Source organism: Pseudomonas frederiksbergensis, assembly GCF_001952935.1.
Taxonomy (GTDB): Bacteria; Pseudomonadota; Gammaproteobacteria; order Pseudomonadales; family Pseudomonadaceae; genus Aquipseudomonas; species Aquipseudomonas frederiksbergensis.
The window spans coordinates 4,189,231-4,209,194 of record NZ_CP018319.1 but is presented as its reverse complement, the minus strand read 5'-3'; the positions used below and the strand labels follow the sequence as shown (position 1 = coordinate 4,209,194).

General features: G+C 57.3%; 17 protein-coding genes. 2 read left to right on the top strand and 15 right to left on the bottom strand.

The window, feature by feature from the left end:
- Positions 1–43: 43 nt before the first annotated feature.
- The 3 genes from htpG to PFAS1_RS19675 form a co-directional block, all read right to left on the bottom strand.
- On the bottom strand, positions 44–1,948 hold the full coding sequence (gene htpG, locus PFAS1_RS19685; RefSeq protein ID WP_076031555.1) for a molecular chaperone HtpG: 1,905 nt from the start codon (positions 1,946–1,948) through the stop codon (positions 44–46).
- Positions 1,949–2,044: 96 nt separating this feature from the next.
- Entirely contained in the window at positions 2,045–2,482 is a 438-nt protein-coding gene (locus PFAS1_RS19680; RefSeq protein WP_008148618.1) for a PaaI family thioesterase, read from the bottom strand.
- Entirely contained in the window at positions 2,479–2,955 is a 477-nt protein-coding gene (locus tag PFAS1_RS19675; protein ID WP_074874671.1) for a PaaI family thioesterase, read from the bottom strand. Before PFAS1_RS19675 ends, PFAS1_RS19680 begins: the two co-directional genes overlap by 4 nt.
- Before the next feature lie 156 nt (positions 2,956–3,111).
- Between PFAS1_RS19675 and PFAS1_RS19670 the strand changes: the two genes are divergently transcribed.
- Positions 3,112–3,345 (top strand): hypothetical protein, encoded by a 234-nt coding sequence (locus tag PFAS1_RS19670; protein WP_076030209.1) that lies wholly within the window; start codon positions 3,112–3,114, stop codon positions 3,343–3,345.
- 77 nt (positions 3,346–3,422) lie between these two features.
- On the opposite strand, the gene PFAS1_RS19665 is transcribed toward PFAS1_RS19670, so the two are convergent.
- The 12 genes from PFAS1_RS19665 to sdhC form a co-directional block, all read right to left on the bottom strand.
- The gene (locus tag PFAS1_RS19665) at positions 3,423–3,824 is read right to left on the bottom strand and encodes an MAPEG family protein (protein WP_076030208.1); all 402 of its coding nucleotides are present in this window, start codon (positions 3,822–3,824) and stop codon (positions 3,423–3,425) included.
- Positions 3,824–4,561: a DUF599 domain-containing protein gene (locus PFAS1_RS19660; protein WP_074874668.1), complete on the bottom strand. Its 738-nt coding sequence runs from the start codon at positions 4,559–4,561 to the stop codon at positions 3,824–3,826. Before PFAS1_RS19660 ends, PFAS1_RS19665 begins: the two co-directional genes overlap by 1 nt.
- A 262-nt stretch (positions 4,562–4,823) precedes the next feature.
- Positions 4,824–6,137 carry a branched-chain amino acid transport system II carrier protein gene (gene brnQ, locus PFAS1_RS19655; RefSeq protein ID WP_076030207.1) on the bottom strand — a complete coding sequence of 438 codons (1,314 nt, stop codon included), beginning with the start codon at positions 6,135–6,137 and terminating at the stop codon, positions 4,824–4,826.
- 457 nt (positions 6,138–6,594) lie between these two features.
- Complete coding sequence (gene sucD, locus PFAS1_RS19650) at positions 6,595–7,476, bottom strand: succinate--CoA ligase subunit alpha (RefSeq protein WP_008148605.1); 882 nt, start codon at positions 7,474–7,476, stop codon at positions 6,595–6,597.
- On the bottom strand, positions 7,476–8,642 hold the full coding sequence (gene sucC, locus PFAS1_RS19645) for an ADP-forming succinate--CoA ligase subunit beta (RefSeq protein ID WP_008148602.1): 1,167 nt from the start codon (positions 8,640–8,642) through the stop codon (positions 7,476–7,478). Before sucC ends, sucD begins: the two co-directional genes overlap by 1 nt.
- Positions 8,643–8,842: 200 nt before the next feature.
- Positions 8,843–10,279: a dihydrolipoyl dehydrogenase gene (gene lpdA, locus PFAS1_RS19640; RefSeq protein ID WP_074874664.1), complete on the bottom strand. Its 1,437-nt coding sequence runs from the start codon at positions 10,277–10,279 to the stop codon at positions 8,843–8,845.
- A 110-nt stretch (positions 10,280–10,389) separates the two neighbouring features.
- The gene (gene odhB, locus PFAS1_RS19635) at positions 10,390–11,610 is read right to left on the bottom strand and encodes a 2-oxoglutarate dehydrogenase complex dihydrolipoyllysine-residue succinyltransferase (RefSeq protein ID WP_076030206.1); all 1,221 of its coding nucleotides are present in this window, start codon (positions 11,608–11,610) and stop codon (positions 10,390–10,392) included.
- Positions 11,611–11,652: 42 nt separating this feature from the next.
- On the bottom strand, positions 11,653–14,484 hold the full coding sequence (locus tag PFAS1_RS19630) for a 2-oxoglutarate dehydrogenase E1 component (RefSeq protein ID WP_074874658.1): 2,832 nt from the start codon (positions 14,482–14,484) through the stop codon (positions 11,653–11,655).
- A gap of 262 nt (positions 14,485–14,746) precedes the next feature.
- A complete protein-coding gene (locus PFAS1_RS19625; RefSeq protein ID WP_076031554.1) occupies positions 14,747–15,451 on the bottom strand; it encodes a succinate dehydrogenase iron-sulfur subunit in 705 nt (234 codons plus the stop codon).
- A gap of 11 nt (positions 15,452–15,462) precedes the next feature.
- Positions 15,463–17,235 (bottom strand): succinate dehydrogenase flavoprotein subunit, encoded by a 1,773-nt coding sequence (gene sdhA / locus PFAS1_RS19620; protein ID WP_074874654.1) that lies wholly within the window; start codon positions 17,233–17,235, stop codon positions 15,463–15,465.
- A gap of 3 nt (positions 17,236–17,238) precedes the next feature.
- Complete coding sequence (gene sdhD, locus PFAS1_RS19615; RefSeq protein WP_007959040.1) at positions 17,239–17,607, bottom strand: succinate dehydrogenase, hydrophobic membrane anchor protein; 369 nt, start codon at positions 17,605–17,607, stop codon at positions 17,239–17,241.
- Positions 17,601–17,975: a succinate dehydrogenase, cytochrome b556 subunit gene (sdhC, locus tag PFAS1_RS19610; protein ID WP_074874652.1), complete on the bottom strand. Its 375-nt coding sequence runs from the start codon at positions 17,973–17,975 to the stop codon at positions 17,601–17,603. Before sdhC ends, sdhD begins: the two co-directional genes overlap by 7 nt.
- A gap of 363 nt (positions 17,976–18,338) precedes the next feature.
- Between sdhC and gltA the strand changes: the two genes are divergently transcribed.
- A complete protein-coding gene (gene gltA / locus PFAS1_RS19605) occupies positions 18,339–19,628 on the top strand; it encodes a citrate synthase (protein ID WP_008148584.1) in 1,290 nt (429 codons plus the stop codon).
- The last annotated feature ends 336 nt before the right edge of the window (positions 19,629–19,964 follow it).

Below are 19,964 nucleotides of genomic sequence, written 5' to 3'. Positions count from 1 at the left end.
GATCAAAAAAAAACCCGCCGAAGCGGGTTTTTTTACAACGCGGTTAAACCGACAGCTCAACCAACAGCTTGTTGAGACGGCGCACGTACGCGGCCGGGTCTTTCAAGCTGTCGCCAGCGGCCAGTGCCGCCTGATCGAAGAGGATGTGCGACAGGTCGCCGAAGCGTTCGTCGCTCTGCTCGTTGTCGAGCTTCTCGATCAGCGGGTGAGCCGGGTTGAATTCGAAAATAGGCTTCGAATCCGGAACCTTCTGACCGCTGGCTTCGAGGATCTGACGCATCTGCATGCCCAGGTCCTGCTCGCCAATGGCCAGAATCGCCGGGGAATCGGTCAGGCGGTGGGAAACCCGAACTTCAGCGACGGAATCGCCCAGTGCAGTTTTCAGACGCTCAACCAGACCTTCCTTGGACTTGGCGACTTCTTCCGCAGCTTTCTTGTCTTCTTCCGAATCCAGATTGCCGAGGTCCAGGTCACCACGCGCCACGTCGACAAAGCTCTTGCCGTCGAAGTCGCTGAGGTAGCTCATCAGCCATTCGTCGATGCGGTCGGTCAGCAGCAGCACTTCGATGCCTTTCTTGCGGAAGACTTCCAGGTGCGGGCTGTTCTTGACTTGCGCGTAGGTCTCGCCGGTCAGGTAGTAAATCTTGTCCTGACCTTCCTTGGCGCGAGCCAGGTATTCGGCCAGACCCACCACTTGTTCGCCTTCATCACCGTTGGTCGATGCGAAACGCAGCAGGCCAGCGATTTTCTCTTTGTTGGCGAAGTCTTCTGCCGGGCCTTCTTTCATGACCTGGCCAAAGTTTTTCCAGAAGCTCTTGTATTGCTCAGGCTCGTTCTTCGCCAGCTTTTCCAGCATGTCGAGAACGCGCTTGGTCAGCGCCGACTTCATCGAATCGATGATCGGGTCTTTCTGCAGGATTTCCCGCGACACGTTCAGCGACAGGTCGTTGGAATCGACCACGCCTTTGATGAAGCGCAGGTACAGCGGCAGGAACGACTCCGCCTGATCCATCACGAACACGCGCTGCACGTACAGCTTCAGGCCTTTCGGCGCTTCACGCTGGTACAGATCGAATGGAGCACGGGCCGGCACGTAGAGCAGCGAGCTGTATTCAAGCTTGCCTTCGACCTTGTTGTGGCTCCAGCTCAGCGGGTTCTCGAAGTCATGAGCGACGTGTTTGTAGAACTCCTGGTATTCCTCGTCCTTGATCTCGGTACGCGGACGAGTCCACAGGGCGCTGGCGCGGTTGACAGTTTCCCATTCAACGGCCGGTTGTTCTTCGCCTTCAACGGCCGCCACTTCTTTCGGCAATTCGATCGGCAGAGCGATGTGGTCGGAGTACTTCTTGATGATGTTGCGCAGACGCCAGCCATCGGCGAATTCGTCTTCACCGGCTTTCAGGTGCAGGACGATACGAGTGCCGCGCTCGGCTTTATCGACGGTGGCAACTTCAAAATCGCCTTCACCCTTGGACGACCAGTGCACGCCTTCGCTGGCAGCAGCACCGGCACGACGGCTGAACACGTCGACTTTATCGGCGACGATGAATGCAGAGTAGAAACCCACACCGAATTGACCGATCAGGTGCGAGTCTTTTTTCTGATCGCCGGAAAGATGTTTCATGAAATCGGCAGTGCCGGATTTGGCGATGGTCCCCAGGTGGGTGATCGCATCTTCACGACTCATGCCAATGCCGTTGTCTTCGAGGGTGACGGTTTTAGCGTCCTTGTCGAAGCTCACACGGATTTTCAGTTCGGCGCCACCTTCCAGCAACTCGGGCTTGGACAGGGCTTCGAAGCGTAATTTGTCGACAGCGTCAGAGGCGTTAGAGATCAATTCGCGAAGGAAAATTTCCTTGTTGGAATACAGCGAATGGATCATGAGGTGCAGCAGTTGCTTCACCTCGGTCTGGAAGCCCAGGGTTTCCTTTTGAGTTTCCACACTCATGGTCATCAAACTCCAATCAGATGGCAGTGGCCGCGACCTGAAGGGTCGGCGGCGGGTTGTCATCAAAGTTGGGGGCTCAGTTCAGGATTTCAAGGGCTATTCAATTTTGAAATGGGCGCGGGCGGTGGCAATCGGTTCGGCTTCAGTGCTTTGCCAGGCCGTAATCGCGACGTTGGCCACTCGGCGGCCCTGCCGGCAAACCTGGCATCTGGCCCAGGTGTCGCGAAACTGCCCGGCACGCAAGTAGTCGAGGGAGAAATCGATGATCTTCGGGACTCCCGGCGAACCGGTGAAAATCAGCAGGTGCAGCGCCGCGGACAGCTCCATGAACCCGGCGATCACACCACCATGAATCGCCGGCAATAAAGGGTTACCAATGTTGTCCTTGTTGGCCGGCAAGCGAAACAGCAGATCATCCCCCACCCGCGAACATTCGACGCCGATCAGTTTGGCGTAGGGGATCAAGTGCAGCAGCGAGGCATAGTCGCCCTGCTCATGTGCCAGCTGAAGTTGTTCCTTGAAGGAATCGGTCATTTCGCACCTCCGGCGATAGCGCCGCCAAAGCCTTTGGTGCCCTTGATGGCTTTACCCATGCGCATGAAAGTGCCTACCACATGGGCGATGGGCTGCTCGGGGTCGTCCTGATAGGCGAAACCGCGAGCAAAGATCACATCCGTGGTCACCCGGTAGCACTGGGCAAAACCGTAGACATCCTTATGCGGCTCGGCGGCGTGCATGTAGTCGATGCGCAGGTCGAGGGTCGGACAAACTTCGAACTCGGGCAGCACGCAGAGGGTGGCCATGCCGCAGGCCGTGTCCATCAGCGAGGTCAGCGCCCCGCCATGAATCACACCGGTTTGCGGGTTGCCCACAATTTGCGGACTGTACGGCAGGATAACCGTCAATCCTTCGCTGCTGGCGCTGTGAACGCGCAGCCCCAGTACCTGACAATGTCGCAGCGCCGATAGAAACCGTGTAGCACGCTCAAAAACGGGGTTTTCGGCCATTTTGATAAACTCTTCTTAGTGTCCGGGCGACACAGCAGGTGTTTTAGTAAAAGTTCCCGTCGGAATAAACTTATATATCTGTATGAATTGAGGAACTTAACGCTATGCGCTGTGCTCGAAAGGCCAGTAGATATTTTCCATAAGGAGAAACACCCCATGCGTAAGACTTTAGCTATTGCCTTGATGTTGACCGCTTCCCTCGGTCTCGCTGCTTGCGATAAAAAATCCGAGGACAAAGCTCAAGATGCCGAAAAACATGCCGAGCAAGCTCAGCAAGACATGAGCAAAGCTCAGGATAAAGTGAACGACGCAGCGAAAGAAAACGCCGAAGCCGCCAAAGCTCAGGCTGAATCGGATGCAGCGGCAGCAAAAGAAGCACCTAAAAACTAAAACAGTTTTTAGCGTGATAAAGAAAACCCGCCAAGTGCGGGTTTTCTTTTGCCTGTTTTTTGTTTGCCTGGCAGGCGTTACAGCAAAATCGTTCTAAAAGTCGGACTAATCATCAATAGCAACGAACACAATAGTCCAATACCCCATACCAGGCTGCGCTGCCAGGCCAGATCAACCCAATAGCACAGCAAATAAATGATTCGCGTAATCACGAAGATGATTGCCAGCAAGTCGATCAGCCACCCCGCTGTCTGCGTGGTATACGCCATCAGCACCCCCACCGCGAACAGAATGAACGCCTCAAAACAGTTTTGATGAGCGGCCAACGCACGGGCACCAAAGCCAGTCAGTTGCGCCTGTTGCTGACGCGGCAGATGGTTGTCATAACCACCCAGGTCATTCATCGCTTTGGCCACGGGAATCTTTGCTACAAAAATCAGCAAGGCACTGATAAACACACACCAGAACGGAATACTCATCAAACAGCCTCTTTAATCGCCTCGGGCAATGGCGCCTCTGTAGGTGTATAGACCATCACGTCAAGAACGTCGGAATGAAACTCCCGGCGATACAACACCAGCACCACACCGGTACTCATCAACATGAACAACCACGGGCTGACGAACCAGGCCAGCATGGTCATGCCGAAGTAGTAGGAGCGGAGTCCGAAGTTGAACTGGTTGGCGGCCATGGAAATGACGCGGGCCGCCCGGGCAGCGAAGGCTTTGCGTTCTTGTTCGGATACGTGACGCTCACCGACCATAGGCGCCGAGCCCACCAGAATGGCCGCAAAGTTGTACTGGCGCATGCACCAGCTGAACGTAAAGAACGCATAGACAAACACCAGCGCCAGACACAGCAACTTGATCTCCGACATCCCCTGGGATGCCTGCTGCACCATCGGGATATCCGCCAACAACGACACTGCCCGTTCGGAAGCTCCGAGCACCGTGAGAATGCCGGCCAGGATAATCAGTGTGCTGGAGGCGAAGAACGAGGCGTTGCGCTCCAGATTACCGATCACGCTGGCGTCAGCGATGCGGTTGTCGCGCAACAGCATGCGGCGCATCCAGTCTTCGCGATAAAGGTGCAGCACGCTGGCCAGGCACGCAGTGTCGCGGCCCTTCCACGTCGCATAACGGGTGTAGCCGCCCCAGCAGATGGCGAACCAGAGCGCGGCGAGGATGTGGATCATGTTGGCGTGGATGAACGACATGCAGGTCCTTGTGGTGTGTATTCGGAGAACTGAAACCTGTGGGAGCGAGCCTGCTCGCGATGGCGGTAGATCAGCCAACATATCTATTGAATGTAAAGCCGCCATCGCGAGCGGGCTCGCTCCCACATTAGATTTGGCAATGCTTCGACGTTAGCTCAAGGAAAAAGACACTGCCCCCCTCCAAAAAAAATGCCCCGTATCGATTGATACGGGGCATTTCCTTGTGTGTTCACGACCCGCTTGTGGCAGGCCATGAAGCGGCTTAAGCCAGTGCTTCTTCGCGCTTGCCCAGCAGGCGATCGCAAACCACCGCGACGACCAGGGTCATGACCGACGGTACCAGCCAGGCCAGGCCTTGCTCGCTCAGCGGCAGGTGGGACAACTGAGTCGGCATCCAGTCCGCCAGACCCGCGCCCTTGAGGGCGTCGATCAAACCGAAGATAAACGACACCAGCATCACCGGACCGACGATGCGGCCCTGCTCATGCCAGAAATCCTTGCAGAAGCTCAGGGCGACCAAGGCGATGCACGGCGGGTAGATCGCGGTCAGCACCGGGATCGAGAAAGCAATCAGCTTGGTCAGGCCCAGGTTGGACACAAACAGCGAGAACACCGCCAGGATGATGACCAACGTCTTGTAGGACAGCGGCAGCACACGACTGAAGTATTCGGCGCAGGCGCAGGTCAGACCCACCGCCGTCACCAGGCAAGCCAGGGAGATCAGCACCGCCAGAAAACCGCTGCCCAAAGAACCGAAGGTGTGTTGTACGTAAGCGTGCAACACCGCCGCGCCGTTGGTGGCACCCGCGGCCACTTCATGGCTGCCCGAACCGAGACGGAACAGGCTGACGTAAACCAGCGCCAGGCCCACGCCGGCAATCAGCCCGGCGATGATCGCATAACGGGTAATCAACACCGGCGACTCGACGCCACGGGAGCGGATTGCGTTGACAATGACAATGCCAAACACCAGCGCACCCAAGGTATCCATGGTCAGGTAACCGTTGATGAAGCCTTGGGAGAACGGCGCTGCCACGTATTCCGGGGTGGCCACGCCGACATCACCGGCCGGCAATGCAAACGCGGCGATGCCGAGCGCGGCCAGGGCTATGATCTTCAGCGGTGCGAGGAAACGTCCTACGGTATCCAGCAGCCGGCCCGGATAGAGCGAGATGAAAAACACCAGCAGGAAGTACACCGAGCTGTAGAGGAACAGCGCCAACGGGCTCTCGCCAGTCAGTGGCGCCAAGCCGACTTCGAATGACACGGTGGCGGTGCGCGGTGTCGCGAACAGCGGGCCGACAGCGAGGTAGCACGCGGCCGCCAGCAGGCCACCGGCGACTTTCCCGATCGGGCTGCTCAAGGCATCCATGGCGCCACCGACCTTGGCCAGGGCAACAACGGTGATCACCGGCAGACCGACTGCAGTGATCAGAAAGCCCAGCGCCGCCAGCCAGACATGTGGACCGGATTGCAGACCGACGATAGGCGGGAAGATGATGTTGCCAGCCCCGACAAACAGGGCAAACGTCATAAAACCAAGTGCCAGGATGTCCTGGCCTTTCAACACTTTCATTAAGGAAATACCACACTACTGAATCGGAATTTAGAGAGGGATTTCCCTGAGGGGTGAGGGAAATGCTGTCGGTCCGTATAGGACTGACCCGTTTAGCGCGTAGCAACCTTGTGGGCCGCGGACGCAAAAATGGCTGCTAGCCTAACGAATTTGCCCAACAAACGCACTGTTAGGGTGCGATCTATCCGATACGCGACATTTCCGTGTCGCGTTTACATATCTAATTTACTTACAAAGAACCCTGTGGCGAGGGGATTTATCCCCGTTCGACTGCGCAGCAGTCGTAAAACCATCGCATGCGGTGCATCTGATACACCTCGGATGCAGGTTTTAGGATCGCTTCGCGACCCAACGGGGATAAATCCCCTCGCCACAAAAGCCCGGTACAAATCCCGGAAACGACAAAGGCCACCCGAAGGTGGCCTTTGTTTGGTGAAGCGTCAGATAAGCGCGAGGCTTACTTGATTGCCCAACCAGTCAGCTCGGACAATGCCTTGCCGATGTCTGCCAGCGAACGCACGGTTTTAACGCCTGCGTCTTCCAGGGCAGCAAACTTCTCGTCTGCAGTGCCTTTGCCGCCAGAGATGATTGCGCCAGCATGGCCCATGCGCTTGCCCGCAGGGGCAGTCACACCAGCGATGTAGGAAACAACCGGCTTGGTCACGTGTGCCTTGATGTAGGCAGCCGCTTCTTCTTCAGCCGAACCGCCGATCTCACCGATCATCACGATCGCTTCGGTCTTCGGGTCTTCCTGGAACAGCTTCAGGATGTCGATGAAGTTCGAGCCCGGGATCGGGTCACCGCCGATGCCGACGCAAGTCGACTGACCGAAACCGGCGTCAGTAGTTTGCTTCACAGCTTCGTAGGTCAGGGTGCCGGAACGGGAAACGATACCGACTTTGCCTGGCAAGTGAATGTGACCTGGCATGATGCCGATCTTGCATTCGCCTGGAGTGATCACGCCTGGGCAGTTAGGACCGATCAGGACTACGCCCAGCTCGTCGCACTTGACCTTGGCATCCAGCATGTCCAGGGTAGGAATGCCTTCAGTGATGCAAACGATCAGCTTGATGCCGCCGAATGCTGCTTCCAGGATGGAGTCTTTGCAGAAAGGAGCTGGAACGTAGATCACGCTGGCGGTGGCGCCAGTGGCAGCTACAGCGTCTTTCACGGTGTTGAACACTGGCAGACCCAGGTGCTCGGTGCCACCTTTACCAGGAGTTACGCCACCTACCATCTTGGTGCCGTATTCGATGGCTTGCTGGGTGTGGAAACTACCTTGCGAACCGGTAATACCCTGGCAGATAACTTTGGTGTCTTTATTGATCAGGACGCTCATTATTTGCCCTCCGCAGCTTTGACAACTTGTTGAGCAGCGTCGGTCAGGCTGGTAGCAGCGATGATGTTCAAACCGCTTTCTGCCAGTACTTTAGCGCCCAGCTCAGCGTTGTTGCCTTCAAGGCGAACAACAACCGGGATTTTCACGCCGACTTCTTTCACAGCGCCGATGATGCCTTCGGCAATCATGTCGCAACGAACGATGCCGCCGAAGATGTTGACCAATACTGCAGCGACGTTAGTGTCGGACAGGATGATCTTGAACGCTTCGGTAACGCGTTCTTTGGTAGCACCGCCGCCCACGTCGAGGAAGTTGGCTGGTTTGCCGCCATGCAGGTTGACGATGTCCATGGTACCCATGGCCAGGCCAGCACCGTTGACCATGCAACCGATGTTGCCTTCCAGTGCTACGTAGTTCAGTTCGAACTTGGCAGCGTGCGCTTCGCGCGGATCGTCTTGCGACGGATCGTGGAAAGTCTTCAGCTTAGGCTGACGGTACATGGCGTTGGCGTCGATGTTGATCTTGGCGTCGAGGCAATGCAGATCGCCGTCAGCCTTGATCACCAGCGGGTTCACTTCCAGCAGAGCCAGGTCGTGATCCTTGAACAGCTTGGCCAGACCTACGAAGATCTTGGCGAACTGAGCAACTTGCTTGCCTTCCAGACCCAGCTGGAATGCCAGCTCGCGACCCTGGAATGGCTGAGCGCCAACCAGTGGATCGATAGTGGCCTTGAGGATTTTCTCAGGGGTGTCGTGAGCGATTTTCTCGATGTCCACGCCACCTTCGGTGGAAGCCATGAACACGATGCGACGGCTCGAACGGTCAACGACAGCGCCCAGGTACAGCTCTTTAGCGATATCAGTGCACGATTCAACCAGGATCTTGGTGACTGGCTGACCATTGGCATCAGTCTGGTAAGTCACCAGACGCTTGCCCAACCACTGTTGAGCGAATGCTTTGGCGTCTTCTTTGCTGCGAACCAGCTTAACGCCGCCCGCTTTACCGCGACCACCTGCGTGAACCTGGGCTTTGACAACCCATTCGGTCCCGCCGATCTTGTCGCACGCTTCTGCTGCTGCTTCCGGGGTGTCTACGGCGAAACCCTGGGATACTGGCAGGCCGTATTCAGCGAACAGCTGCTTACCCTGATACTCGTGAAGATTCATGCTTATTACCGTCTTCGTTAGGTACTGCGCATTCGGTGCTGCACTTGTTCAAGTGCCGCACCACCTGTGACTGCTGCTTGCGTAGGTGTTCCGGATAACCGGTGAGACTACGCAAGGCTGCGTCCGGCGGACATTCCGCGGTGAGTCTTGCACGCAAGGCTCACGACGGGCCTTCCGCCGTGGTTTCTTATTGTCTTGTCTTAACGCTTCTTGCGGTTGGCGATGTGGATGGCGCCGCCATTCACAGCCAGAGCTGCTTCGTGCAAGGCTTCGGACAGGGTCGGATGGGAGAAAACCATCATGCCCAGGTCTTCCGCGCTGGTGCCGAATTCCATACCGATCGCGCCCTGCTGAACCAGTTCTGCAGCGCTCGGGCCAATCACGTGGACGCCCAATACGCGGTCAGTCTTGGCATCGGCAATGACTTTCACGAAACCGCCGGTGTCGTTGGCTGCCATGGCACGGCCACTGGCTGCGAACGGGAAGGTGCCAACGTTAACTTCAACGCCTTCAGCCTTCAAGGCCTGCTCGGTTTTGCCGACCCACGCGATTTCCGGGTGAGTATAAATAACCGACGGGATCAAGTCATAGTTCATCTGGGCTTTGTGGCCCTTGATGCGCTCGACGACCATGATGCCCTCTTCCGAGGCCTTGTGTGCCAGCATCATGCCGCGAACCACGTCGCCGATCGCGTAAACGCCCGGTACGGTGGTGGCGCAGTGATCGTCAACGTGCACGAAACCGCGCTCGTCCAGGGTCACGCCGCAATCAGCGGACAGCAGATCAGTGGTCACCGGACGGCGACCAACGGCTACGATCAGCTTGTCGAAAGTGATGTTCTGTTCGCCGTTGGCATCGGTGTAGTTCACGACTACTTCGTTGCCGTTCACTTTGGAACCGGTAACACGAGCGCCCAGCTTGATGTCCAGACCTTGTTTGGTCAGGGTTTTCAGCGCTTCCTTGGAAACGGCAGCGTCAGCGGCCATCAGGAAGGTGTCCAGCGCTTCAAGAACGGTTACTTCTGCGCCCAGACGGGACCAGACCGAACCCAGTTCCAGACCGATCACGCCAGCGCCGATCACGCCCAGACGTTTAGGTACGGATTGGAATTCCAGCGCGCCAGTCGAATCGACGATCACATTCTGGTCAACCGGAGCTGGCGGAATGTCGATCGGACGCGAGCCCGGAGCCAGAATCACGTTCTCGGCTTCAATGATTTCTACCGAACCGTCTGGCTTGGTGACTTCGACTTTCTTGCCGGCCAGCAGTTTGCCGTGGCCCTGGATCGAGGTCACACCGTTGGCTTTGAACAGGGTGGCAACACCCGAAGTCAGGCCTTTGACGATGTTGGCTTTACGGCCGACCATTGCTGGCACGTCCATGGTCACGCCAGCGTGGTTGATACCGTGGATCGCGAAGCCGTCCTGGGCTTCGTGGAATTTCCAGGAGCTGTCCAGCAGCGCCTTGGATGGAATGCAGCCGACGTTCAGGCAAGTACCGCCGAGGGCCAGTTTGCCTTCCTTGTCGGTGTATTTCTCGATGCAGGCAGTGGAGAGGCCCAGTTGCGCTGCTTTAATGGCAGCCACGTAACCGCCAGGGCCCGCGCCAATCACTACCAGGTCGAATTTCTGAGTCATGTGTCATTCCTTCTCGAATCAAACCGGACAGTCCCTTTTGGGGACTGTCGTGGGACGAAGCTGGTCATTACAGGAGGACCGTCCATCACTGGACGGCCCGTGCAACGAAATCAGATATCCAGCAGCAAACGAGCCGGGTCTTCCAGCAGGTTCTTGATGGTAACCAGGAAGGTCACAGCTTCTTTGCCATCGATCAGACGGTGATCGTAGGACAGAGCCAGGTACATCATCGGACGGATAACAACCTGACCGTTGATCGCCATAGGACGCTGCAGAATGTTGTGCATGCCCAGGATGGCCGCTTGCGGCGGGTTGACGATCGGAGTCGACATCATCGAACCGAAAGTACCACCGTTGGTGATGGTGAACGTACCGCCGGTCATCTCGTCCATCGACAGTTTGCCGTCGCGAGCCTTCTTGCCGAAGGTGGCGATGCCGCCTTCGATTTCAGCCAGGCTCATCAGTTCGGCGTTACGCAGAACCGGAACAACCAGGCCGCGGTCGCTGGAAACAGCAACACCGACGTCAGCGTAGCCGTGGTAAACGATGTCAGCACCGTCGATCGACGCGTTGACAGCCGGGAAGCGTTTCAGCGCTTCGGTGGCCGCCTTGACGAAGAACGACATGAAGCCCAGGCGCACGCCGTTGTGGGATTTCTCGAACAGATCCTTGTACTTCGAACGCAGGGCCATGACTTCGGTCATGTCGACTTCGTTGAAAGTGGTCAGCATCGCCATGTTCGATTGAGCTTCAACCAGACGCTTGGCGACAGTGGCCCGTACGCGGGTCATCGGTACGCGCTTCTCGATGCGATCGCCGGCAGCGAACACCGGAGCAGCAGCGGCAGGCGCAGCAGCCTTGGCAGGCGCGGCAGCCGGAGCGGCTTTCTTGGCAGCTACAGCGGCAACAACGTCTTCCTTGGTCACACGACCGCCTTTGCCAGTGCCGGCAACGGAAGCGATGTTGATAGCGTTTTCTTCAGCCAGCTTGCGAGCAGCCGGTGCAGCAACAGGATCATCTTCGCCTTCAGCGGCTGGAGCAGCAGCTTGTGCAGCGGCAGGAGCAGCGGCAGCAGCTGGAGCGGAAGCAGCGCCGCCCGCTTCGATGGAGCCCAGGACTTCGTCGGACAGAACGGTGTCGCCTTCGTTCTTGACGATAGCGCCCAGCACGCCATCAGCGGTAGCCAACACTTCCAATACGACTTTGTCAGTTTCGATGTCGACGATCAGGTCATCGCGCTTGACAGCGTCGCCCGGCTGTTTGTGCCAGGTGGCAACGGTGCCATCGGCAACCGATTCCGGGAAAGTGGGGGCTTTGATTTCGATAGCCATTATCTGTGGGTCCTTAAATTCGGTTTCAGGTGCGCGAAGGCGTTAAACAGTAAAGGCGTCTTGCAGCAGTTTTTCCTGCTGCTCAGCGTGCATCGATGCATAACCACAAGCAGGTGCAGCAGAAGCATCACGACCGGCGTACTCGAGGAAGAGTGCTTTGTTGTGATTGCCAACGATGCGGCGCATGTGGTGCTGGCTGCAGTACCAGGCACCCTGGTTCATCGGCTCTTCCTGACACCAAACGATATGTTTGAGGTTGGTGTACGGAGCCAGGACTTCGTTCAAGTCGTCCTCAGGGAATGGGTACAGCTGCTCGATACGCACGATGGCGATGTCATCACGACCTTCGGCACGACGTTTTTCCAGCAGGTCGTAATAGACCTTGCCGCTACACAGAACAACGCGCTCGACCTTTTTCGGGTCCAGGGTATCGATTTCCGGGATAACGGTCTGGAACGAACCTTCAGCCAGATCTTCCAGGGTCGAGATCGCCAGTTTATGACGCAGCAGCGACTTCGGCGTCAGGACTATCAATGGCTTGCGCAGTGGGCGAATCACCTGACGACGCAGCAAGTGGTAGATCTGGGCCGGCGTAGTCGGTACCGCCACCTGAATGTTGTGCTCGGCGCACAGCTGCAGGTAACGCTCCAGACGAGCCGAAGAGTGCTCCGGACCCTGACCTTCGTAACCGTGCGGCAGCAGCATGGTCAGACCGCAGAGACGGCCCCACTTGTGCTCGCCACTGGTGATGAACTGGTCGATTACCACCTGGGCACCGTTGGCGAAGTCGCCGAACTGGGCTTCCCAGATCACCAGCGCCTCAGGCGTGGTGGTCGAGTAACCGTATTCGAACGCCAGCACGGCTTCTTCGGACAGGAACGAATCGTACAGGTCGAAACGTGGCTGGCCTTTGTACAGGTTTTGCAGCGGGATGTAGGTGCCCGCGTCTTTCTGGTTGTGCAAGACAGCGTGACGGTGCGAGAACGTACCGCGACCGATGTCCTGACCCGTCATGCGAATCGGGTGACCTTCGAACGCCAGGGTCGCGTACGCCATGGTTTCGGCGTAACCCCAGTTGATCGGCAGGCCGCCGGCTTGCATTTTCTGACGGTCTTCGTAGATTTTCGAGACCTGGCGCTGAACCACGAAGCCTTCCGGAATTTCCAGCAGCTTGGCGGACAGTTCCTGCAAGGTTTTCAGATCGAAGCGAGTGTCGTGACGTGCGGTCCAGGCGTGGCCCAGATACGGACGCCAGTCCACGAACAACTCTTTGTTCGGCTCTTTGACCAGGCTTTTTACAACATGCAGACCGTTGTCCAGCGCGTTGCGGTATTCATCGACTTTCGCCTGAACACGCTCTGCGTCCAGCACACCGCCCTGGGTCAGACGATCGGCATACAGCTCACGGGTGGTGCGCTGCTTGGTGATCTGCTGATACATGATTGGCTGTGTGCCGCTTGGCTCGTCGGCCTCGTTGTGGCCACGACGACGGTAGCAGACCAGGTCGATCACCACGTCACGCTTGAACTGCATGCGGTAGTCGATGGCCAGCTGGGTCACGAACAATACGGCTTCCGGATCATCACCATTCACATGGAGGATCGGCGCCTGGATCATCTTCGCAACGTCGGTCGCGTACTCGGTGGAGCGCGAGTCCAGCGGGTTGCTGATGGTGAAACCGACCTGGTTGTTGATCACGATGTGCACGGTGCCGCCGGTCTTGAAACCGCGGGTCTGCGACATCTGGAAGGTTTCCATCACCACGCCTTGACCGGCGAATGCCGCGTCACCGTGGATGGAGATCGGCAGGACCTTCTCGCCGGTAGGGTCGTTACGACGATCCTGACGGGCGCGAACCGAACCCTCAACCACTGGAGAAACGATTTCCAGGTGGGACGGGTTGAATGCCATCGCCAGGTGAACTTCACCGCCGGTGGTCATCACGTTGGACGAGAAGCCCTGGTGATACTTCACGTCACCGGAACCCAGCTCGACCTTCTTCTTGCCTTCGAACTCGTCGAACAGCTCGCGCGGGTTCTTGCCGAAGGTGTTGACCAGCACGTTCAGACGACCACGGTGGGCCATGCCGATCACGATTTCCTTGGTGCCGTAGGAACCGGAACGCTGGATCAGCTCGTCGAGCATCGGAATCAGGCTCTCGCCGCCTTCCAGACCGAAACGCTTGGTACCCGGGTATTTGGTACCCAGGTATTTTTCCAGACCTTCGCCGGCGGTGACGCGCTCGAGCAGGTGGCTCTTGATGTCGGCGGAGTACGTCGGACGGCCACGCACGCTTTCCAGACGCTGCTGAAACCACTGGCGCTGCTCGGAATCGGTGATGTGCGTAAATTCAGCGCCGATGGTGCGGCAATATGTCTGCTGCAACGCTTCGTGAATTTCGCGTAGGCTCGCCTCCTCTTTGCCGATGAACAGGTCGCCGGCACGGAAGGTCGTATCAAGATCGGCATTGGTCAAGCCGTAATGATTGATCGACAGGTCTGCAGGTGCAGGACGCTGCCACAGCCCCAGCGGGTCAAGCTGGGCTGCCTGGTGGCCACGCATACGGTAGGCCTGGATCAATCGCAGCACTTCAACTTGCTTCTTCTCGTGCTCACTGCTCACGCTACCGGCGGAAACCGGTTGGGCGCGGCGCTGGTTCTTTGCCAGCAAGACGAAATGATCGCGAATTGTGGAGTGCGAAACATCGGTGGCAGGGTTGCCGTCAGCAGGCAACTTCTGGAAGTAGGTGCGCCACTCTTCTGGCACAGCGTTAGGGTCGTGCAGGTAGAGCTCATAGAGCTCTTCCACATAGGCAGCGTTACTACCGGATAGGTAGGCGCTGTTCCACATGCGCTGCATCACGCTTTCTTGCATGCTTGGTCACCCTCGGTTAGGGGAACACCACCGGCGTCGACACCGAGCACGCTTGCAGAAGTCCGAATGCAGCGACTAAAACAAGCCACTTAGGATCACGCTGATAGTCCGGGTACCAGCCCGGATGCCCCTGCTTGTCTCATTTCTTCAAAATAAGAGCCGCAGCCTTATAAGCTGCTGCTCAGGTTAAGACTACGGCGCCGGTTGAAGCCTGCGCCGTAGCATCTACGGGTACAGCGGTCTTGCGGGTACTACAGCTGAATCACACGCCGCTTTGCAGAAGCATGTTACGAATGTGACCGATGGCCTTAGTCGGGTTCAGGCCTTTCGGGCAAACGTTGACGCAGTTCATGATCCCGCGGCAGCGGAATACGCTGAACGGGTCATCCAGCGAAGCCAGACGCTCGGCAGTCTTGGTGTCGCGGCTGTCTGCCAGGAAGCGATACGCTTGCAGCAGAGCAGCTGGACCCAGGAACTTGTCCGGGTTCCACCAGAAGGACGGGCAAGAGGTCGAGCAGCAAGCGCACAGGATGCACTCGTACAGACCGTCGAGCTTTTCACGCTCTTCAGGGGTCTGCAGACGTTCGATGGCCGGAGCCGGCGTGTCGTTCTGCAGGTATGGCTTAACCTTTTCGTATTGCTTGTAGAAGATGCTCATATCGACGACCAGGTCACGGATAACCGGCAAACCTGGCAGAGGACGAACGATCAGCTTGTTACCTTTTACGACAGCAGACAGCGGCGTGACGCAGGCCAGACCGTTTTTGCCGTTGATGTTCATGCCGTCGGAACCGCAAACACCTTCACGGCAAGAGCGACGATAGGAGAAACCTTCGTCCTGCTCTTTGATCAGGGCCAGCACATCCAGCACCATCAGGTCTTTACCACCGGTATCGACCGAAAATTCCTGCATGAACGGCGCAGCGTCCTGATCAGGGTTGTAGCGATAAACACTGACTTTCAACATGGCGGCCACCCTTAATAAGTCCGAATCTTAGGTTCAAAAGTCGGAACAGTCTTCGGCGAGAAGTTCACAGCACGCTTGGTTACGCGCTTGTCACCCGGGAAGTACAGGGTGTGGCACAGCCAGTTTTCGTCGTCGCGATCTTCGTAGTCTTCACGGGCGTGAGCGCCGCGGGACTCTTTGCGGATCTCAGCGGCGATGGCGGTAGCTTCGGCCACTTCCAGCAGGTTCTGCAATTCCAGCGCTTCGATACGAGCGGTGTTGAACGCCTGGCTCTTGTCGTTGATCTTGACGTTGGCGATACGGCCACGAAGATCAGCCAGTTGAGCAATACCCTTCTGCATGTATTCGCCGGTACGGAACACACCGAAGTAGTTCTGCATGCAGCTTTGCAGTTCTTTACGCAGGGTGGCGACGTCTTCGCCTTCGGTACGCGAGTTCAGAGCGGACAGACGGGCCAGGGCCGTTTCAATGTTGGCGTCGGTGGCGTCGTCGTATTCGATGCCTTCAGTCAGCGCTTTTTCCAGGTGCAGACCAGCCGCACGGCCGAACACAACCAGGTCGAGCAACGAGTTGCCGCCCAGACGGTTGGCACCGTGAACCGATACGCACGCAACTTCACCCACTGCGAACAGGCCAGGGATGATGGTGTCGACGCCGTCGGCATCCTGAGTGATCGCCTGGCCGTGAATGTTGGTCGGAACGCCGCCCATCATATAGTGGCAAGTCGGAACGACCGGAACCGGAGCAACCACCGGGTCAACGTGAGCAAACGTCTTGGACAGTTCGCAGATGCCTGGCAGACGGCTGTGCAGCACTTCCTCGCCCAGGTGATCGAGCTTGAGCAGTACGTGGTCGCCATCCGGACCGCAACCGTTACCGGCGATGATTTCTTTAACCATCGAGCGGGCAACAACGTCACGACCGGCAAGGTCCTTGGCGTTCGGAGCGTAGCGCTCCATGAAACGCTCGCCGTGCTTGTTGATGAGGTAACCACCTTCACCACGGCAGCCTTCAGTAACCAGTACACCAGCGCCGGCGATGCCGGTCGGGTGGAACTGCCACATTTCGATGTCTTGCACCGGCACGCCAGCACGCAGAGCCATGCCGACGCCGTCACCGGTGTTGATCAAGGCGTTGGTGGTGGACGAGTAGATACGACCGGCACCGCCAGTGGCCAGAACGGTGGCCTTGGCGCGAATGTAGCTGGTTTCACCGGTTTCGATGCAGATGGCGATCACACCGACGAATGCGCCGTCCTGGTTTTTCACCAGATCAACAGCGTAGTACTCGTTCAGGAACGTGGTGCCGGCTTTCAGGTTGCCCTGATAAAGCGTGTGCAGCAGCGCGTGACCGGTACGGTCGGAGGCGGCGCAGGTACGGGCAGCCTGGCCACCCTTACCGTAATCCTTCGACTGACCGCCGAATGGACGCTGGTAGATACGACCTTGTTCGGTACGCGAGAACGGCAGACCCATGTGGTCCAGTTCGAACACCGCGGCCGGGCCTTCCTGACACATGTATTCGATAGCGTCCTGGTCACCGATATAGTCGGAACCCTTGACGGTATCGTACATGTGCCAGCGCCAGTCATCGTTCGGATCAGCCGAAGCGATGGCGCAGGTAATGCCACCCTGAGCGGACACAGTGTGCGAACGGGTAGGGAAAACCTTGGTGATTACGGCAGTCTTGTGACCGCCCTGTGCCAGTTGCAGCGCTGCGCGCATGCCGGCACCGCCACCACCAATAATGATGGCGTCGAAAGAAATCGTTGGAATGTTAGCCATGAATCAGATACCCCAGAGAATCTGCACACCCCAGACGAAGTAAGCGAACATCGCAACGCCGCATACTGCCTGGAAAAGGAAACGTACTGCAGTCGCGGACTTGCCCAGCGCCATTGGCGTCAGGTAGTCGGTCGCGATGGTCCACATGCCGACCCAGGCGTGAGCGCCCAGGGCCACAAGGGCCAGCAGACTGAAGATACGCATCCCGTTGTGGGCGAACAGGCCATGCCATTGGTCATAGCCAATGCCCGGATTCGCTACAAGGTATCCGATCAGGAAGATGAAATAAGCCGCGAGAACGACCGCAGACACACGTTGCGCCATCCAGTCATAAAGACCGGAACGCGAAAGGTTCGTAACGCTGGTTACCATATCCAAACTCCTGCCAGAACGATCAGCACCACGGAAACGGCGATGATAATTTTCGAGCCCAGGCGGCCGCCTTCCAGCGTCTCACCGATGCCCATGTCCATGATCAAGTGGCGCACACCGGCTACCAGGTGATACAGAAGAGCGGACAGGAGGCCCCATGCTACGAACTTGGCCAGCGGGCTGGTCAAGCATGCCTTCACCTCGGCAAAACCTTCCTCGGAATCCAGAGACTTGCCCAATGCATAAAGCATGAAGCCAAGGCCCAGAAAGAGAATGATGCCGGAAACACGGTGAAGAAACGACGTAACGCCGGTGATGGGGAGTTTGATGGTCCTTAGGTCTAGGTTTACAGGTCGTTGGCTTTTCACGGCTTTTTTTTCACACTGAAGAGCCCCTAACAATCAGGGCAAAGTTGTTGGGGAGTGCACTGGTCAGGTAACCACCACCCAGGGATGCGACCCCCAATAAAGCAGGCCCAAAAGCCCCTGGCGGTCGGTGGCCGAGTATAGACAGTTAGGCTACTAATGACAACGCGTTCACCTTCCCCTAATAGCGCATTGCACAAGTCGGATAAAAGGCGTAAATGGCAGGCAATTTCGAGGAAAAAGTCCGGTTAAAGCCTTCTGGAGCAAGACTTTAGGCAAATTGACATTCGAATTTATCTCACTATAGTGGTGCGGGCCCTGCGTGGGGGGTCTGTCTGATGATTTCAAGCATAAATAGGAGGCCACATGGCTGACAAAAAAGCGCAGTTGATCATCGAGGGCGCAGCCCCCGTCGAGCTGCCCATTTTAACCGGCACCGTTGGTCCCGATGTTATCGATGTTCGGGGCCTGACGGCCACGGGCCGTTTCACCTTTGACCCTGGTTTCATGTCGACAGCTTCCTGCGAGTCGAAGATCACCTATATCGACGGCGACAACGGCATCCTGCTGCACCGCGGCTACCCGATCGAACAGCTGGCTGAAAAGTCGGACTACCTGGAAACCTGCTATCTGCTGCTCAACGGCGAATTGCCGACTGCAGAACAGAAGGCCCAGTTCGTCAGCACCGTAAAGAACCACACCATGGTTCACGAGCAGCTGAAGACGTTCTTCAACGGTTTCCGTCGCGACGCCCACCCAATGGCCGTCATGTGCGGTGTAGTCGGCGCCCTCTCGGCCTTCTACCACGACTCCCTGGACATCAATAACCCGCAGCATCGCGAGATCTCCGCGATCCGCCTGGTTGCCAAGATGCCGACCCTGGCAGCGATGGTTTACAAGTACTCGATGGGGCAACCCATGATGTACCCGCGCAACGACCTGACGTACGCGGAAAACTTCCTGCACATGATGTTCAACACCCCGTGCGAGATCAAACCGATCAGCCCGGTACTCGCCAACGCCATGGACAAGATCTTCATCCTCCATGCCGACCACGAGCAGAACGCATCGACTTCCACCGTACGCTTGGCCGGCTCTTCGGGTGCCAACCCGTTCGCCTGTATCGCCGCCGGTATCGCTGCACTGTGGGGCCCTGCCCACGGCGGCGCGAACGAAGCCGTTCTGACCATGCTCGATGAAATTGGCGATGTGTCGAACATCGACAAGTACATCGCCAAGGCCAAGGACAAGAACGATCCGTTCAAACTGATGGGCTTCGGTCACCGGGTTTACAAAAACCGCGACCCACGCGCAACAGTGATGAAGCAGACCTGCGACGAAGTACTGAAGGAACTGGGCATCACCAACGATCCGCAACTCGAACTGGCCATGCGCCTGGAAGAGATCGCCCTGACCGACCCGTACTTCATCGAACGCTCGCTGTACCCGAACGTCGACTTCTACTCGGGGATCATCCTCAAGGCGATCGGCATTCCAACCAGCATGTTCACCGTGATCTTCGCTTTGGCGCGGACTGTCGGCTGGATCTCCCACTGGAAAGAAATGCTCTCCAGCCCGTACAAGATTGGCCGCCCGCGCCAGCTGTACACCGGCTACGAGTCGCGTGACATCACCAAGCTGGAAGACCGCAAATAAGACCTGTCTTGCGATAACGTCTTAAAGTTGCACCGGGAACGGCCTCTATTTATATAGAGGCCGTTTTTGTTTGTGCGATGAACCTGATCGTTCCTACGCTCTGCGTGGGAATGCATTCCGTGACTTTCCGCGTCACCATTGCGCAGGACACTAGTTTGGCGTCGAGAGCGGAACGCGGAGCGTCCCCGGCGGCATTCCCACGCAGAGCGTGGGAACGATCAGTGAGCGGCAGGCTGTTGATCTGGCTTTGGCTTTGTATGTTGATCCTGCTTTTGATCTTTCGCCCCTTCACACCCTGAGCCTCTATCAAGTTGATCCCGTCCCGCGAAACAGCCT

Coding starts and splice junctions, on each gene's coding strand:
- htpG (WP_076031555.1), bottom strand. CDS start 1,948: ATGAGTGTGGAAACTCAAAAGGAAACCCTGGGCTTCCAGACCGAGGTG.
- PFAS1_RS19680 (WP_008148618.1), bottom strand. CDS start 2,482: ATGACCGATTCCTTCAAGGAACAACTTCAGCTGGCACATGAGCAGGGC.
- PFAS1_RS19675 (WP_074874671.1), bottom strand. CDS start 2,955: ATGGCCGAAAACCCCGTTTTTGAGCGTGCTACACGGTTTCTATCGGCG.
- PFAS1_RS19670 (WP_076030209.1), top strand. CDS start 3,112: ATGCGTAAGACTTTAGCTATTGCCTTGATGTTGACCGCTTCCCTCGGT.
- PFAS1_RS19665 (WP_076030208.1), bottom strand. CDS start 3,824: ATGAGTATTCCGTTCTGGTGTGTGTTTATCAGTGCCTTGCTGATTTTT.
- PFAS1_RS19660 (WP_074874668.1), bottom strand. CDS start 4,561: ATGTCGTTCATCCACGCCAACATGATCCACATCCTCGCCGCGCTCTGG.
- brnQ (WP_076030207.1), bottom strand. CDS start 6,137: ATGAAAGTGTTGAAAGGCCAGGACATCCTGGCACTTGGTTTTATGACG.
- sucD (WP_008148605.1), bottom strand. CDS start 7,476: ATGAGCGTCCTGATCAATAAAGACACCAAAGTTATCTGCCAGGGTATT.
- sucC (WP_008148602.1), bottom strand. CDS start 8,642: ATGAATCTTCACGAGTATCAGGGTAAGCAGCTGTTCGCTGAATACGGC.
- lpdA (WP_074874664.1), bottom strand. CDS start 10,279: ATGACTCAGAAATTCGACCTGGTAGTGATTGGCGCGGGCCCTGGCGGT.
- odhB (WP_076030206.1), bottom strand. CDS start 11,610: ATGGCTATCGAAATCAAAGCCCCCACTTTCCCGGAATCGGTTGCCGAT.
- PFAS1_RS19630 (WP_074874658.1), bottom strand. CDS start 14,484: ATGCAAGAAAGCGTGATGCAGCGCATGTGGAACAGCGCCTACCTATCC.
- PFAS1_RS19625 (WP_076031554.1), bottom strand. CDS start 15,451: ATGTTGAAAGTCAGTGTTTATCGCTACAACCCTGATCAGGACGCTGCG.
- sdhA (WP_074874654.1), bottom strand. CDS start 17,235: ATGGCTAACATTCCAACGATTTCTTTCGACGCCATCATTATTGGTGGT.
- sdhD (WP_007959040.1), bottom strand. CDS start 17,607: ATGGTAACCAGCGTTACGAACCTTTCGCGTTCCGGTCTTTATGACTGG.
- gltA (WP_008148584.1), top strand. CDS start 18,339: ATGGCTGACAAAAAAGCGCAGTTGATCATCGAGGGCGCAGCCCCCGTC.